The sequence below is a fragment of the Paenibacillus sp. CMM36 genome (assembly GCF_053570945.1).
Genome location: NZ_JBSEDY010000003.1, coordinates 444,961 through 460,877, shown reverse-complemented (window position 1 = coordinate 460,877; position 15,917 = coordinate 444,961). Strand labels below are relative to the sequence as shown.

The 15,917-nt window shown below is 47.9% G+C and carries 17 protein-coding genes and 1 riboswitch; of the genes, 5 read left to right on the top strand and 12 right to left on the bottom strand.

From position 1 onward, the window contains the following. Nucleotides 1-26 precede the first annotated feature (26 nt). The 3 genes from ACWA2B_RS09350 to ACWA2B_RS09340 all read right to left on the bottom strand — a co-directional run bounded on the left by ACWA2B_RS09350 (nucleotide 27) and on the right by ACWA2B_RS09340 (nucleotide 1,653). Nucleotides 27-374: a DUF1648 domain-containing protein gene (locus tag ACWA2B_RS09350; RefSeq protein ID WP_449291956.1), complete on the bottom strand. Its 348-nt coding sequence runs from the start codon at nucleotides 372-374 to the stop codon at nucleotides 27-29. 44 nt (nucleotides 375-418) lie between these two features. Next, complete coding sequence (locus ACWA2B_RS09345) at nucleotides 419-619, bottom strand: SdpI family protein (protein WP_341071914.1); 201 nt, start codon at nucleotides 617-619, stop codon at nucleotides 419-421. A 197-nt stretch (nucleotides 620-816) separates the two neighbouring features. Next, nucleotides 817-1,653, bottom strand: coding sequence for a YitT family protein (locus ACWA2B_RS09340; protein ID WP_029515776.1), 837 nt, complete (start codon nucleotides 1,651-1,653; stop codon nucleotides 817-819). A gap of 508 nt (nucleotides 1,654-2,161) precedes the next feature. On the opposite strand from ACWA2B_RS09340, the gene ACWA2B_RS09335 reads away from it, so the two are divergent. Continuing rightward, the gene (locus ACWA2B_RS09335; protein ID WP_010348453.1) at nucleotides 2,162-2,314 is read left to right on the top strand and encodes a hypothetical protein; all 153 of its coding nucleotides are present in this window, start codon (nucleotides 2,162-2,164) and stop codon (nucleotides 2,312-2,314) included. Nucleotides 2,315-2,436: 122 nt separating this feature from the next. Here ACWA2B_RS09335 and thiC read toward each other — a convergent pair whose 3' ends face one another. Further along, a complete protein-coding gene (gene thiC / locus ACWA2B_RS09330) occupies nucleotides 2,437-4,281 on the bottom strand; it encodes a phosphomethylpyrimidine synthase ThiC (RefSeq protein ID WP_069011280.1) in 1,845 nt (614 codons plus the stop codon). Nucleotides 4,282-4,468: 187 nt separating this feature from the next. Further along, a riboswitch (TPP riboswitch) is annotated at nucleotides 4,469-4,581 on the bottom strand. 155 nt (nucleotides 4,582-4,736) lie between these two features. Then, entirely contained in the window at nucleotides 4,737-5,480 is a 744-nt protein-coding gene (locus ACWA2B_RS09325) for an IclR family transcriptional regulator (protein WP_039270658.1), read from the bottom strand. Nucleotides 5,481-5,780: 300 nt separating this feature from the next. Between ACWA2B_RS09325 and ACWA2B_RS09320 the strand changes: the two genes are divergently transcribed. Both ACWA2B_RS09320 and ACWA2B_RS09315 read left to right on the top strand, forming a co-directional pair. Further along, complete coding sequence (locus ACWA2B_RS09320; RefSeq protein WP_029515779.1) at nucleotides 5,781-6,818, top strand: alpha/beta hydrolase; 1,038 nt, start codon at nucleotides 5,781-5,783, stop codon at nucleotides 6,816-6,818. Nucleotides 6,819-7,074: 256 nt separating this feature from the next. Beyond that, nucleotides 7,075-8,454, top strand: coding sequence for a Fe-Mn family superoxide dismutase (locus ACWA2B_RS09315; RefSeq protein ID WP_029515780.1), 1,380 nt, complete (start codon nucleotides 7,075-7,077; stop codon nucleotides 8,452-8,454). A 204-nt stretch (nucleotides 8,455-8,658) separates the two neighbouring features. Here the strand turns inward: ACWA2B_RS09315 and ACWA2B_RS09310 are convergent, their stop codons facing one another. From ACWA2B_RS09310 to ACWA2B_RS09280, 7 genes are all read right to left on the bottom strand, one after another. Further along, nucleotides 8,659-9,504 (bottom strand): lipoate--protein ligase family protein, encoded by an 846-nt coding sequence (locus ACWA2B_RS09310; protein ID WP_069011279.1) that lies wholly within the window; start codon nucleotides 9,502-9,504, stop codon nucleotides 8,659-8,661. A 162-nt stretch (nucleotides 9,505-9,666) separates the two neighbouring features. Next, nucleotides 9,667-10,260, bottom strand: a complete 594-nt coding sequence (gene folE / locus ACWA2B_RS09305; protein ID WP_013308743.1) for a GTP cyclohydrolase I FolE — start codon at nucleotides 10,258-10,260, stop codon at nucleotides 9,667-9,669. Between the two features lie 54 nt (nucleotides 10,261-10,314). Continuing rightward, nucleotides 10,315-10,569 (bottom strand): YneF family protein, encoded by a 255-nt coding sequence (locus ACWA2B_RS09300; RefSeq protein ID WP_013308742.1) that lies wholly within the window; start codon nucleotides 10,567-10,569, stop codon nucleotides 10,315-10,317. Nucleotides 10,570-10,676: 107 nt separating this feature from the next. Further along, nucleotides 10,677-12,425, bottom strand: a complete 1,749-nt coding sequence (queG, locus tag ACWA2B_RS09295; protein WP_209949421.1) for a tRNA epoxyqueuosine(34) reductase QueG — start codon at nucleotides 12,423-12,425, stop codon at nucleotides 10,677-10,679. 95 nt (nucleotides 12,426-12,520) lie between these two features. Further along, nucleotides 12,521-12,958 (bottom strand): ribonuclease HI, encoded by a 438-nt coding sequence (rnhA, locus tag ACWA2B_RS09290; protein WP_023986996.1) that lies wholly within the window; start codon nucleotides 12,956-12,958, stop codon nucleotides 12,521-12,523. A gap of 38 nt (nucleotides 12,959-12,996) precedes the next feature. Continuing rightward, nucleotides 12,997-13,581: a signal peptidase I gene (lepB, locus tag ACWA2B_RS09285; protein WP_029515784.1), complete on the bottom strand. Its 585-nt coding sequence runs from the start codon at nucleotides 13,579-13,581 to the stop codon at nucleotides 12,997-12,999. 131 nt (nucleotides 13,582-13,712) lie between these two features. Further along, complete coding sequence (locus ACWA2B_RS09280) at nucleotides 13,713-14,138, bottom strand: GNAT family N-acetyltransferase (protein WP_029515785.1); 426 nt, start codon at nucleotides 14,136-14,138, stop codon at nucleotides 13,713-13,715. Between the two features lie 520 nt (nucleotides 14,139-14,658). Between ACWA2B_RS09280 and ACWA2B_RS09275 the strand changes: the two genes are divergently transcribed. Further along, nucleotides 14,659-15,273, top strand: a complete 615-nt coding sequence (locus tag ACWA2B_RS09275; protein ID WP_029515786.1) for a superoxide dismutase — start codon at nucleotides 14,659-14,661, stop codon at nucleotides 15,271-15,273. A 134-nt stretch (nucleotides 15,274-15,407) separates the two neighbouring features. Next, on the top strand, nucleotides 15,408-15,899 hold the full coding sequence (locus ACWA2B_RS09270; RefSeq protein WP_069011277.1) for a DinB family protein: 492 nt from the start codon (nucleotides 15,408-15,410) through the stop codon (nucleotides 15,897-15,899). Nucleotides 15,900-15,917: the final 18 nt, after the last annotated feature.

Here is a 15,917-nt window from a genome sequence, read left to right as displayed (position 1 = left end):
CATTGAGAGGGGGTTTTTTATATGCTTTAAGCCTTTAAAAGGAAACATATGCCGAGAACTGAGAACACTAGGGTTATAAGGAGTGTGAAGAGACCAGGCAGGCTTTCCATGATTGCAGAGCCTTCTTCGCTCTTGAACTGACGACTGAAATAGGGTTGGAGCATAAGCATAATCATAAAAGATATGAGGCCAATTCCACACAACAACCATACCTCAGGGGAGGATTTGTCAACAAAACGGTCAGCCACATCATTGAAATTGTAGTGGATTGCTACATTCCTAGGCATTCTCGGATACATGAAAAGATAGATAATGAAAGGCAAAACAGAAATAAGAAAAGACAATACATTAGAAAAATTCAATCTACTCCTCATGGAAATCCCCCTAATATGCTAAATCGATCCGCATTATACAGATATCAGCAGTCTATATTTTTATACCTATGGCTTAGAAAGAGAGAAGTAACAAAACTAATCATCGTCGGTAAACAAGAAGCGAGCACCATATACACATTAACTTCCTGTCCTAATCCTATAGCGATCCCGATTAAGCCAAAGGCTATCCAAATATAAGCAGAGATACGATGCGTCTTCTTCCATGCCTTTTCATTCGAAAGCAGCCAACGGAACTTACATCATAATTACCCTTATTCTCCATCCCGCCAAACCCTCCATATAACAAGAATTGAGTGACTCCTCTTTATTATGCATATTTCCCAATACCAAAAATGGAAGAAACATCACAAAAACAAAAAGCCGATCCCTCAGGACCGACTTCTCACCCTATTCTCCTATTACCTTATCTTCACACCACCAGTTACTTCGAAATATCCAGAAAACCCTCTCCGAACACGTCCCGCACGTCATGAATGGTGATAAACGCTGCTGTGTCGATGGCTTTCACTATCTTTTTAAGCGCCGATACCTCTTGTTTACTAATGACGATATACAGCACTTCTTTTGGATTTTTAGTGTAATAACCGTGGCCTGACAGGACAGTAACTCCACGATCCATTTTCGTAATGACCATCTCGGCAATTTTATCTTGGTGCTCCGAAATAATCATGACCGCTTTTTTGGGGTTCAGTCCTTCGATCATAAAGTCCATCACCTTCGTACCAACGTACAAAATAACGATAGTTAGCATCAATTTCTCCGGGCCAATAATAAAATAGGAAGAGAATGCGACAATCAAATCAAAAAACAGCAGGCCATAACTGATATTCCAATCCAGATACTTGTTGGCAATCCGTGCTAAAATGACCGTACCCGCCGTAGTGCCGCCTACCCGTACGATTAGGCCTATGCCAACCCCCACCAAAACTCCGGCAAATACGGCATTAATCGTCGGCTCATGCGAATCAATCCGCCAGTTGACTGTTAAATGTAAAAACAGCGAGTTAAAAGCGACCGCAATGATAGTGTACAAGGTCGTTCTCTTGTCTAAAAATTTATATCCGACAATCAGCAGCAAGCCATTAATCACCAGATTAACGATCGAGGGAGACCACTGAAACAGGTAGTACAGGATGATTGTGACCCCTGTAACGCCCCCCTCGCCAAACTCATTCGGGATCACAAACAGATTAACAGCTAGCGCGAAAAAAAACGCACCCAGAATAATAAATGCGATGTCTGCAATACATTTTTTCATATATGCTCTAATCCTCTCTCTAACATTTCAAAGGATGAATCGCCAGATCGATTGGCTGACTCTTGTTGTCAAAATACGCTGACAACCAGTTCATGGTATCTACTACCAAACATAAAGTCAATACAACTTTGACACTTTAATTCGCCACCAGACTGCCTCAATCCTGACTTGAGGAGTCCGCAAAACCCTCCTTTTACAAGGTTATTCGACAAAAAAACACAATCCCGACTACTAAACTAAGAAAACGGGCCTCAAGCCCTTGTTTTAGACCTAGGCACATTTTCCCCTAAAACGACCATCCTCCTAATCGGCATTTTGAACACACATGACCATCTTCCTGTTTTATGTCAAAAGCGTTTTACTTTGAATAAATGTGGGTATAATGATTGAAACATAACCAAGCAACCTACATAGCATTGCGACATCAAGTACATACAAATAGTCCTATACAGACGTCCAAAGCAACTCAATCTGAATTTGACAATATGGAATTGGAGGAATGATCTACATGAATACAATGAACTTAACCGTCCACACCCTGATGCCCTTTCACCACCAATACCAACGTGCCAACGCGGTGAGTATGCAGAAGAAAGAAGATAGCTCGGAGAAGAAGCTCAGCTTTCAGGACATTTTGAATGAAAAAATGGGTAAAAAATAAGGCGCCGTTTATCCGGTTGCATGACTCGCTTTACATAAGCCAAAAAGCCGTAGTTTCCTACATCGACTGTAGAGAACCACGGCTTTTTTTGATTCATGCGTTCCTAAACTCACACATTCGTTTTACTGACCGCCATCCCGATACTGCTCTGCCTTCTCACGCATCCCAGCGGCCACTGCTTCTTCGGTGTTCAGCCCCTTATCCGCTGCATAGGCGCGAATGTCCTGCGTGATGCGCATACTACAAAATTTGGGGCCGCACATCGAGCAAAAATGTGCTTCCTTGGCTCCCTCTGCTGGTAGCGTTTCATCATGGTAGGACAAGGCCCGCTCGGGATCAAGCGACAGATTGAACTGATCCCGCCAGCGGAACTCAAAGCGTGCCTTGGACAAAGCATCATCCCGCTGCTGCGCCCGTGGATGGCCCTTCGCCAGATCGGCAGCATGTGCCGCAATTTTGTAGGTAATGACACCCTCACGGACATCATCCTTATTCGGAAGACCCAAATGCTCCTTAGGCGTAACATAGCACAGCATGGACGTCCCGAACCAACCGATCATCGCCGCCCCGATGGCTGAGGTAATATGATCATATCCGGGGGCAATATCCGTCGTGAGCGGTCCCAAGGTATAGAAAGGAGCTTCCTTACAAATCTCCATTTGCAAATCCACATTCTCTTTGATTTTATGCATAGGGACATGTCCCGGCCCCTCAATCATGACCTGAACATCATGCTTCCATGCGATTTGCGTTAGCTCGCCCAACGTTTCCAGCTCTGCAAACTGTGCTTCATCATTCGCATCATAGATACTACCTGGACGTAGACCATCCCCGAGAGAAAAGGCCACATCATAGGCTTTCATAATTTCGCAGATTTCTTCAAAATGTGTATACAAAAAATTCTCCTGATGGTGCGCAAGGCACCAGGCTGCCATGATCGACCCGCCACGGGACACAATTCCCGTCATTCTATTCGCCGTCATCGGTATATACCGCAGCAATACACCCGCATGAATTGTAAAATAGTCCACTCCCTGCTCCGCCTGCTCGATCAGCGTATCGCGATACAACTCCCACGTCAGCGCTTCTGCTTCGCCGTTCACCTTTTCAAGTGCCTGATACAGCGGCACAGTTCCAATCGGTACAGGAGAATTCCGAATGATCCATTCACGTGTGGTATGGATATTACGGCCTGTGGATAGGTCCATAACTGTATCCGAGCCCCAACGCACAGCCCAGGTCATTTTCTCCACTTCCTCCTCAATCGAGGAGGTAACCGCAGAATTACCAATGTTCGCATTGATCTTCACGTGAAAATGACGCCCAATGACCATCGGCTCACTTTCCGGGTGATTGATATTCGAAGGCAAAATGGCTCGTCCAGCCGCCAATTCCTGCCGTACAAACTCAGGCTCCACCCCTTCGCGGATCGCCGCAAATTCCATTTCGGGCGTAATGATCCCTTGCCGTGCATAATGCATTTGCGTCACTGTACGACCTTGCGAAGCACGAAGCGGACGGTTGGTCACGCCGGGAAATTCAACTGTCTCCCGTTTGGAGCCAGGTTTCAGTCCATTATCCTCCGGTTTGACGGCGCGTCCCTCGTAAGCCTCCACATCGCCCCGTTCCAGTGCCCAAGCTCGCCGTAATGGAGGCAGGCCCTGACGGATATCGACCTGATAGGCTTCGTCAGTCATGGGACCGCTCGTATCGTACACACGCAATGGCTCATGATGCTCCGTGCCCTGCGGCGTATGTGTAGGATGAAGAGCAATTTCCCGCTCTGGGACGGCAATGTCCGGCCGCGAGCCTTGAATATATACCTTACGGCTCCCTGGAAAGGGCGTTACCCCACTGGCTTGCTCCCCGTTTGTCTTCTCTACCCCAACTTCCCTTGTTCCTGCCAACCTTACTTCTGCTGATTTAAATTCTGTTCCTTTTGTTCCTTCTACTTCTGTCGGCTTCATTGTCCATTCCTCCTGTTTCGATGAAATGACACACCGATCCGGAACCATTCCCAGGGTGGCGCTGATCTATGCAAAAAAGCCGGTTCCCGAGGGAACCGGCTAATCTAACGAGGCAGCTATCCAGACCGTGCACATGTGGAATAATCCTATTCCAATGCGTCACCGTAGACAGCAGCTGCGTATACATTTCAATGGCCGATTACTTCCCTACGCTGGTATGATCCAGATCAGGTGCAAAGGGTCCGGAATCTTACACGATTCCATCTCAGCCCGGCATTACAGGCTCCCCCAGTAACTGCGATACTTCTATTCACATGAGGCGGACATAACAGACATCCCGCCATCCTTATCAGACTACTTCAAATTTATGGCTTTGGCAACCCTTCTAGGTTCCATTTAGCAAGAAGACGCTCCTCACCAAATCACTTTGCTTGCTTCAACTGCATTCATTCTTGTTACGGAAGCATAAGCCCCATTTCCTTCGCCGCTTCGATCAAAATCGGAGCAAAGTCATGTAGCGTCTCGGGTGCAAGCCGACTGACCGGACCGGATACAGATAAAGCCGCAGTGACCTGTCCCTTCCGGTTCACAATTGGTGCTGCCACAGCAGCGGCCCCTGGCTCCCGTTCTTCATAGCTGGTCGCATAGCCCTTCTCGCGAATGTCCTGCAGCTGGGCTTTATAGACCTCCGCGTCTACCGAGGGCGGCCATTCATTCCCGCTTAGCAGGGCTTCCAGCTCCTGCGGCGGCATAAAGGCAGCCAGCACCTTACTGGAGGCTCCTACAGCCAGCGGCATACGCGCACCCACAGGCGCAACCCTGCGGATCGCCTGATTGCTCTGCACGGCTTGTATGCGAATACGCATGCTGCCGTCCCGTAAGTACAAGCTGACCGTTTCGCCCAGACGGTCACGCAGTCCTTCCATTGCAGGCTGTAACAACACCGCCGGCTCGTCACTTTGGGACAAATGTGTGGATAGCTCCCAAATGCGGAAGCCAAGTCGATATTTTTCCGTTTCGGCATTCCGAACGACAAAGCCCCGATCCTCCAACGTAGTCAGCAGCCGATGAACCGTGCTTTTATGTAGACCAATTTTGGAGGCAATCTCCGTTAGGCCAAGATCCGAATCTGCGGTAAAACACAGCAATATATCAAGTGCACGCTCTACAGCGCGAACGGTTAATTTACGGTCTTCCATTCGTGAACCGCTCCTCTTGTATCCATATTCGTTTCACACTATGAAACATGGTTACATAAATTATATAGAATAGTCGCGGCTACTGTAAACCGATGTTTTTGTGACAACCATATTACAGAACGAGAACAAACATCGACAATTCTTTGCATCATTTTTACTTTTCCGGTTCAGGCGTTGACTTTGGATAACCCCCATCATACGATAATAGGTATCTATACGGATATACACTATCATTTTCAAGTGGAATTATACCTAAATTCTATTGAAACGAAGATCAATTTTATATAAGGAGGCTCTTACATGATTTCTACATCCCAGCGCAACTCTCAGCTACAGACCGCTGTTCAGGAGCCGTCCACCCCACTCTTTAATCCCCGTCTGCTGCGGTTCAAGCACGTTGTGATTGCTCTGCTGCTGTCGGTCGTTTTTTTTCTGTTGTTTTGTTTTATTGCCTTGCATGCTTACATCGCATGGGTACTTACGAATCCTACCGTCGCGCCGCTGTACTCTAATCCGATGCAGGCCAAAAACATGCCTTATGAGGAAGTCAGCTTCCCTGCCAAGGATGGTAGCCGCATGGTACAAGGCTGGTATATCCCGGCGGATCAATCGCGGAAAACGATTATTTTCAGCCATGGTTATGGAGCTAACCGCGAAGAAAGCTGGATTCCCATGTATGATCTGGCGCATTATGCCCACAGTTTGAACTTTAATGTGGTCATGTTCGATTATGGATTCGCGTCACAAAACAGCAAATCAGTCGCAACCGGAGGCAAAGCGGAATCCCAGCAGCTTCTCGGAGCGATCCAGCTTGCGAAGCAACGCGGCTCGTCGGAGATTATCGTATGGGGCTTCTCCATGGGGGCAGGAACCGCTCTTCAGGCGGGCTTGCAAACCAAGGATGTGGACGCAATGATTTTGGACAGCACTTTCCTGTTGGAGCCGGATACGCTGTACCATAACATTCACAATCAAATTAACCTGCCAAGACATCCGTCTTTGGAAATTCTGGAGTTGCTGTTTCCAGTCTTGAACGGCACCAGCTTGCATCAGATTCCATATCAGGAGGTTAAAAAGGAAAACTATCCGTTCCCGATCATGTTTGTGCATGGTACACAGGATGAAAAGGCTCCTTATCCTATTGCGGAAAAGCTCGCTGCCAATCAAACCAACCCACTTTCCAGTGTATGGATTGTCAAAAACGGAATACATGAGCTTATTTTCAGAGAGCATCCCCGTGAATATCTACGGCGGGTATCGACGTTTCTAAGCAGTGTACAGGAGCTGGAGGACAAGAAAACGATCGCTGATGCCCACAAACAAACGACTACAAAGTAAAGAATTATTTTTCAAAAAAACTGTATTTAATTCTTCACCTTGAAGAAGCCTGCCTACGGACACTAACCCGTGCCGTAGCTGGGCTTCTTTTTCGTTTACCATGGTATTCTTGTTCTACGTAACAGATGTGACCAAATTAAGCGAGTTCATAGACATATTCCCGATAGGACAGCGAATATACTGGGTACGTATGCATCCAGGGCAGATCTGCCAGATCCGCCGGATAGCCATAGTGGGATACGGGAGGTATAAAACGATGCTGAGTACTTATGGGTCTTTCCTGCCCTTACGTGTGCTGGAGGAAATTCGGCATTGGAAGCAGCAGGAAAGTTGGCATGTGGAAGTGATTAAATCCGCTACCGAGGGACTGGAGCCTACTTATGTACGGCTGCTGGATGATTGGCGGACTGTATTCGAACAGACGGAACGCACCGCCATAGAGTTGCTTGAAGAGCAACGGAGCGCACTTGATCCGGCAGATCAGGCGTGGCATCAGGAATGGAAACAGCTGTCGGCTGCCCCACAAGCACATACACACGAATTCACTGAACCTCCAAAACAGTCAAGGGGATTAGACGCATCATCATCTGTAAAGATGCCATCGTCAGAGTCAGCATTAAACGCTCAGCCTGACTCACAAGAATTAAATCGTCGATTGGACGATTTGCTACAAACCGCAAACCGCCAGTCACAGGAGTATGTACGGCAGCTCGGTCTGCTGAGCGAGCACAGTCATGCATTGCGTCAGCAGCCAAAATCCGCTGGAGTTGTATTACACGCGGCACATGAAAGCCAATATTTCCTGATCTCGACAACCCCCTTTCAAGAACCTGGCTCCATCGCAAGGGCTGCTGGGTTGTATCATGTAGCGACAGAGGGTGAGAATTACCCAGAGGAAGCGTTTCGAGAACGTCAGGCAGGCATAAGGGGAGAAGGCACATGGACGACTAAAGGCGTCAAATCCAGCCAGGCTCAACCTTCGGCAACGGAAAAAACCTCAATCGGCCGGTCGGTTCCTATTGGAGGACATCGACTCCCACCGCTCCCTTACCCCTATAATGCGCTTGAACCGTATATTGATGAAAAAACGATGCGCATTCACCATGACAAGCATCATTTGAGCTATGTGAATGACCTGAATAAAGCGGAAAAGAAGCTGGAAGAAGCCCGAAAAACAGGTAATTTTGATCTCGTAAAACATTGGGAACGCGAACTGGCATTCAACGGCGCAGGCCATTATCTGCATACTCTTTTTTGGACGATCATGAGTCCTCAAGGCGGTGGAAACCCAAGCGGACCGCTGGCTGAACAGATTAAAAAAGATTTTGGCAGCTACGATGCATTCAAAAAACAATTCAGTTCGGCAGCCGAAAAGGTCGAGGGTGGCGGCTGGGCGATCCTGGTATGGAGTCCGCGCGCGGGACGGCTTGAAATTTTGCAGGCCGAAAAGCACCAGAATCTGACTCAATGGGAGTCCATTCCGCTGCTGGCGATAGATGTGTGGGAACACGCATATTACTTAAAGCATCAAAACGAGCGCAACAAATACATTGAGGATTGGTGGCATGTCGTTAACTGGCCTGAAGTGGAAGCACGCTACGATCAAGCCTCCAAGCTGAGATGGCAACCCTTCTAGAGGTTGTTCAAAAAGTCGTCTTTCCATAACGAAGCTATTCAAGAAGCGGATTCGACGTCGAATCTTGAATTCAGCCGGGCCTTCCGTTGCTCACGTAGATCTGTCTACGCTCCGCTACTCAGTCCCTAGCTTCATCCAACTTTCTCGGTCCTGAAAAGCCGACTTTTTGAACACGCACTAATAGGCTTCTAAGCTAAAGACAAACTACACCTGCAAATCGTATAGCTCTCTGAGCGCTGCCATTTGTTCGGTCCATCCTTCCGGTTGTACCAGCCAGCTATCGGCAGGTGAAATGGCTGTCTGGCTCTCGACGACACGGCGCAAAGATGCCGTGTACGCCTCAACAGACGGCACTCCAGCCAGCTCTGCCAGGCTACCCATCGTTGCTGGATTCACCCGGGGGTAATCCTGCTGCTGCACGCCTGTCGAAGTATCTCCGGCTGCCTCTGTATAGAATTGCTGTACCGCCTGTGCACGCTCTGCACCGCTGCCCTCAATCATCACGAAGGCTGTGATGATATACGCCTTGGCTTGACGTCGCTGTGCAATGCCGCAAAACTTGCGGCCCCGGACGCTGACATCGTAATCCCCGGGACAGAAGGACCCGGGGATTTCTCCGGTCTGCGCCTCGCCAGACCACGGAACCAGCGCATCGGCAATTAGCGCTGCCATGAGCCGAAAATCTTCATGCAGGCTGATGGCCCGCTGTGGATTCGGCAGGATCAAGGACAGGTTCAGCACCCCCCTGTCCAGCATGACGGCTGCTCCACCTGAGGGGCGTACGCATACCGAAGTTCCCGCGTTGCGCACTCGCTCCATCGCTTGTGGGGCGTAAGAGAGCCTGCGGTCCCGGTGACCGATCACAAGCGCTGACGGATGCCGCCAAAGATGCAAAATGGGTGCAGCTCCTTTCCCTACTTGCCGACAGGCCAGCTCCTCCCAAGCCAGCGGAGACAAAACGTCCTCCTGAGTGTCCGCAAGTGGTGCTTCAAACCACTGCAACTCAGGCAAAGCTGTTGTTTTTTCTGTTGATCTATGTACATTCTCCATACGTTATCCCCTATCTATAAAAATAACTGTTATCCATAGGCTAATCGTAATTTTAAGGCGGCTATCCCGTCGTTTATATCTGATGTTAACAAAAAAAGGTGGCTACGCCTATGCGTAAACCACCCTTTTTTGTTCATCACATAAACGTCTTGCGATGTTCGATCAATCCTTAAGCAGCGACAGAAACTCTGCGCGCTGCGCTGCATCATCACGAAACGTACCGCGTACCGCAGACGTTACTGTTTTGCTACCAGGCTTTTTGACACCTCTTGCACACATGCACAGGTGCTCGCCTTCTACGACTACCATAACCCCGTGAGCGGAGACCGCTTCATTTAAAATATCAGCGATCTGTGAAGTAATACGCTCCTGTACCTGCAATCGGCGGGTCACTGCCTCTACCAGGCGTGCAAGCTTGCTCAATCCTACAATTTTGCCGCTGGGTACATAGCCGATATGCACTTTTCCGAAGAAAGGAGCCATATGGTGCTCACACTGGCTGTAATAGACGATGTCCTTCACGATCACAAGCTCCTCGTGATTCTCGTCAAATGTCACACCCAGCGCATCCCGGGGATCAACCTCATAACCCGCAAATATTTCCTCATACATGCGCGCAACGCGTGCCGGTGTTTCCAACAACCCTTCACGCTTGGGGTCCTCACCGATCAGTTGTAAAATCTGCTCCACATGGTACTCGATTTTATCCCGGTTATCCGCAGCTTTGCGGTTAATATAATCTTTTACGCCAGCCACAGTAATCCTCCTCTATGCAGCAACCTCATGCGGCATCCGTACTCACGTTGCTCATTATTTCCGACGGCCCTGATTTTTACGCGGACCAGGCTGATTTTTGGAGAACTGTTGGTTCTTCATCATCTGCTGGGCTTTTTGCATTTGTTTCCCATTCAGGTTGTAACCCATCTGTTTAGCCATTTTTTGCAGCGTTTCAGGGTCGTTTTGCATCTTCTCAAGCTGTTTACGAAGATAATAAGCACCGATGAAAAATCCCCCAACCAAACCAGCAATCAGGGTAATAATCGGAATGACAATATTCCACACCACGAAGTCGTCACCTCTGTATATTTATATGAAACATCTTGAATTACACACGAACCTATCATAGCAAAACATGGGACAGCTAGCAAATCACTTTTTGCAAACATATGTCCTTATTGTTTCTCCAAATCCAGCAACTTCGTCTTGACTGGCAAGCCTCCAGCATAACCGACCAAACTTCCGTTAGCACCCGATACTCGGTGACATGGAAACAGAATGGGTAACGGATTTTTGTTATTGGCTCCACCCACAGCACGTACTGCCTTGGCTCGTCCGATCGATTCCGCAATATCTTTGTAGGACACACTTTGTCCGTACGGAATATTTTGCAGTGCACGCCACACCTGCTCTTGAAAAGGAGTCCCTCTCAAATCATAAGCTATACTAAATTCCCGCCGTTCTCCGGCAAAATACTCACGCAGTTGGTCCGCAGCTTCGCGCAGCTTTTCCGGCTCCTGCACATAGACATATTCCCCAATCCATGTTCGGGCCCATTGCTGAAGCAGTGCTTCCTTCGCATGAAAAACGCCATAGTCTATTCGGCACAGCCCCCGATCCGTAGCGCACAGCGTTAACGTGCCCACAGGTGTCTCCATCTCATCATAATAAATGGTGGTTGGACTCTGTGAATCCCCGGCCGTTACTTCTGATTTTGATAATTCAGATGCCTTTAGCTCTTCTGCCTGCTCTTGTTCCTCTAGCTTGGAATGCGCCTGTGCGATCATTTCGCGTACTTGCTCATGTTGTTCCTTCTCTGATGCTTGCTTGATCGCTGTCATAGCGTTTTCCCCTCCTATTCGACTCAAAGCCCACGCCGCCGTGCCTCGCAGCTCGGGACGCGGATCATCCAATAAAACCTCCGTCAATTTGGGCACCGCGCTAACATCCTTGAAATTGCCAAGACCAATGACTGCATTGCGTTGAATCGGCTTCTTCCCCCGCCAGGCCGCCGCACTTTGACCAAATCGGTCTTTAAATTCGCGATTGCTCAAATCCAATAACGGCAGCAGCAACGGCTTCACAATTTCAGGATCGGGTGTAAGCTCGGGATGGTGATCCCAGTTGAGACCCCGATTTTTAGGGCATACCATTTGGCAGGTATCACATCCATACAGCCGATTCCCTATCTTCCGCATAAACTCCTCATCCAGAAAGCCCTTCGTTTGCGTCAAAAAGGACACACACCGTTGGGCATTCAGCTGTCCAGGACCCACAAGCGCGCCCGTAGGACAGGCGTCCAAACATTTGGTACACTCGCCGCACCCCTCCGTTACCGGTTCATCTGGCTGGAAAGGAATGTTCGTCAACAGCTCACCTAGATAGATCCATGAACCCAGCGTCGGTGAAATCATCATCGTATTTTTGCCGCTAAAGCCAATCCCTGCCCGTTCCGCAACGGCTCGATCCGACAGTTCTCCGGTATCCACCATGTTTTTCATAATGGCATCAGGCACCCGCTCGCTTATAAAAGCCTCAAGCTTTTCCATCGCTTCGCGCAATACCAGATGATAATCTTTGCCCCAGGCTGAACGCGCCAAAATACCACGGTACTTGCCCTTGTCCGACTTCGGTGGGTCCTTCATTTTGGAAGGATACGCCACTGCAATAGCAATCAGAGATGCAGGCTGTGAGCCATACAGCTCCGGGTAGATCCGCTTATCAATATCTGGCTCCTCAAAGCCGGATTCATAGCCTTTCGCACGATGCTCTTCCAATATAGCTTTCAGAGACAGAAAGGGGTCGGCGGATGCGAACCCGATGGAGTCGATACCCAGCCCTGGAGCCGCCTCAATAATTTCCTGCTTGAGCGAAGCCCAAGTCGAAGCGGTTCCGGCAGCCGCCTGAGTCAATCCGCGTTGCATCCGATACTCACCTCTCTTCCACTTTTTATCATTACAGATATGAGGATTTGCAAAATTCTCATATCTCAAATTTCAACAGAAAATAGCAGCAGATGCTACCGTAAATTTTTAACAGCACTGGTCGCCAGAAAATCACAGCGATTATTCAGTTCGTTGTCACTGTGCCCCTTAACCTTCACATATTCAACCTCATGCTTACCCATCAGTTCCCACAGCTCTTCCCATAATTCCTTATTCTCCACTGGCTGATTTTTACTGTTGCGCCAGCCATTACGAAGCCAGTTCTTAATCCAGCCCTGTTTGAAGCAATTGACGACATAGGCAGAGTCACTGTGTACTTTCACATGGCAAGGCTCCTTGAGCAGCTTCAGTGCTTCAATCACGGACTTAATCTCCATACGGTTGTTTGTCGTCATTTTCTCGGCACCTGACAGCTCCTTACGATGCTCCCCATACAGCAGAACGATCCCCCAGCCCCCAGGACCCGGATTTCCCGAACAAGCACCGTCGGTATATACCATCACTTCTTTCATCATCCTCTTCCTTTCCTTGATTTCAGACTTTAGTTGCTCTATAGCCACTTCCACTCAGATATCGGCCAAAATATAAATTCTGCACGTCCCAGTAAATCTTGAGATTTAATGCTGCCAAAATAGCGGCTATCCTTGCTTGCTGCAGTATGGCGATTATCTCCCATGACAAAAAAGTGCCCCGGTTCCACCGTAAAAGGACCATAATCACCATCCTCCACGTCAGAGTTGGTGTAAGGTTCATTTAGCAGTTCACCGTTCACATACAAATGATTATGTTCAACTCGGATTACATCTCCGGGAATACCTATGACTCTTTTCACTAAAAATCTTGGGCTCGACAGCTTGGAATCGGGATCTTTTAAAATCACAATGTCCCCCCTGCCCGGATCATGAAAATTATAAACCAGCTTGTTAACGAACAAATGCTGGCTTTCCATTAGCGTCGGCTGCATCGAATGTCCTCTAACCGTGGACAAGTTAAATACAAACAGGTTCAGAAGCAGCAAGACGACCATAGCGATCAGAAGAGTGACTAACCAATCGCGTATGTAACCAGAGCGACCTGCTTGTTTGGACGTTTCCGGCGAGGGAGGCGGGCCTGACGAAGGAGCCAAAGCGTCCATAATTAAACCTCCTCAACCCTGTTATAAATAGAAAAGCATATCCCGTACCCGATTGCAACGGTTACTCAGATATGCTCTAAATGTAAATATTATACTTAATGTTATTCAATTCTCTTTATTTCGATTTCCAATTAATGAGGCGCCAAAATACTCAGCTTCTGAAAAGCCTGTAAAATCTGGCTTGCTCCATAGCCCATCGCTTCGTACAAAGGCATGGCCACACTGTTATGCTTGTCCCCTGCTACCCAAATACGGCTAACCTTACGTTGCTGAAAACGCTGCTCCATGGACTCCACAAGCGATTTGCCGATTCCCATCCGACGACGATCCGGGTGAATAGCGATACGATAGTAACAACCATCATTCTGATCGATCGTGCCGATCAAAGCACCCACGATCTCTCCCTCTTCTTCTGCAACGATAATCAAACCGGAATCCCACGAAAGCTGACGGGCAAATGCTTTCACCGTCTCTTTGTAGCACTCCTCTGACAAGGCAATTTGCATGAGTTCCGTTACTGAGTTCACATCACTTAATTGAAAGGAACGAACGTGCATAAGTAATATCTCCCTTTTCGTAAGCATAATAAAAAAATTGAGACAGCACCGTCATTTTTACATAAATCCTTAAATTTCTTATCATGGTGTTAATCACAAGGCATTATGATAAAAATGCATACGATCTGCTATATATGAAATGAAGAACAGGAAAAGGGTGTATGCCCTCAAGTTCGTCATGTCATAGACATGACAGATTATAGCAGACGACAAAAAAGCCGAAATTTCTGCTTCCTTGACCATTAAACCATACTTTTTGACGGAATACATCCCTTTTTCTCATGTAAGCGCTGTATATAAAGCGTTTACATTTTAATGTTCACAATTTACCTCTTATTACCTATGTATTGTGTATTCTAAGCGGGTTTTTGGACATGCTATCTACCAGGCCGTATTGCCCAGTTTGCTATTTTACAAACAAAAATGTTGATTAAATAGGCTGAATGCGGTTTAATATAACTGTCGAGGGTATTATTACATAGGAACACTTACCCAACCATATAACCAGGAGGGATTTACTATGGCATTTCAATTACCAGAACTTCCTTACGCAAAAGACGCACTGGAACCGCACATTGATGCACAGACAATGGAAATTCACCATGATCGTCACCATAACACATATGTTACAAACTTGAACGCAGCTCTGGAGAGCGCTCCCGAACTGCAAAGCAAAAGCCTGGAGGATCTGATCTCTAATCTGGACAGCGTTCCAGAAAGCATCCGCACTGCGGTTCGCAATAACGGTGGTGGACATCACAACCACAGCCTGTTCTGGGAAGTTATCGGTCCTAACGGTGGCGGACAGCCAACAGGTGCAATTGCTGAAGCAATCAACAATGAACTGGGCGGCTATGACAAATTTAAAGAAGACTTCACTAAAGCAGCTACAACTCGTTTTGGTAGCGGCTGGGCTTGGTTGGTTGTCGGCAAAGACGGCAAACTGGCGATCACTAGCACTCCAAACCAAGATAGCCCGCTGTTTGAAGGTCTGACTCCGGTACTTGGACTGGACGTTTGGGAGCATGCTTACTACCTGAAATATCAAAACAAACGCCCAGACTACATTTCAGCTTTCTACAATGTAATCAACTGGGATGAAGTCAACAAACGTTACGCGGCTGCAAAGAAATAAGCCAGTAGCAACATTCTAATCCTATAATAAAGGGCTGTCTCAAAAGTAGATTTTCTACGAATGAGACAGCCCTTTTGGCATCCTATGGTAAACTGGTGGAGATGATTCTCAAATATGGCTCTGGAGGTTGATGGATGCAGACTTTTTTTCGTTACAACTGGTTGATTCGGGAACAATGGTACCGCTGGTGTGAAGAGGTGTCGCAGGAGGAATTACTGAAACAACGCGTCGGCGGAGTCGGCGGCATTCTAAAGACACTCTTCCATATCGTTGACGTGGAGTGGAGCTGGATTCAAACGATTCAGGGCAAACCCGACTTTCAGGAGGACTTCTCTCTGTATGATACGCTCGACAAGGTCCGTGAGCTGGATGGGAAGTTTCGACTCGATGTCGAGCCGTTCGTGCTCGCCTGGCATGATGGTCTGGAACGGAAAAGGTTTGAAGATCACCTCCCGGACGGCAGAATTGTAATGGATGCCTGGGGCGAGGTGATGCGCCATGTCATTGCCCACCAAATCCACCATATTGGGCAATTGTCCATATGGTCTCGGGAGCTCGGCAAGCCTCCGGTTTCGGCCAATGTAATCGGCAAAGGGCTGATTGAAAGCGATGGTGGCATCGATTAGCTTTAACGAATGTACATG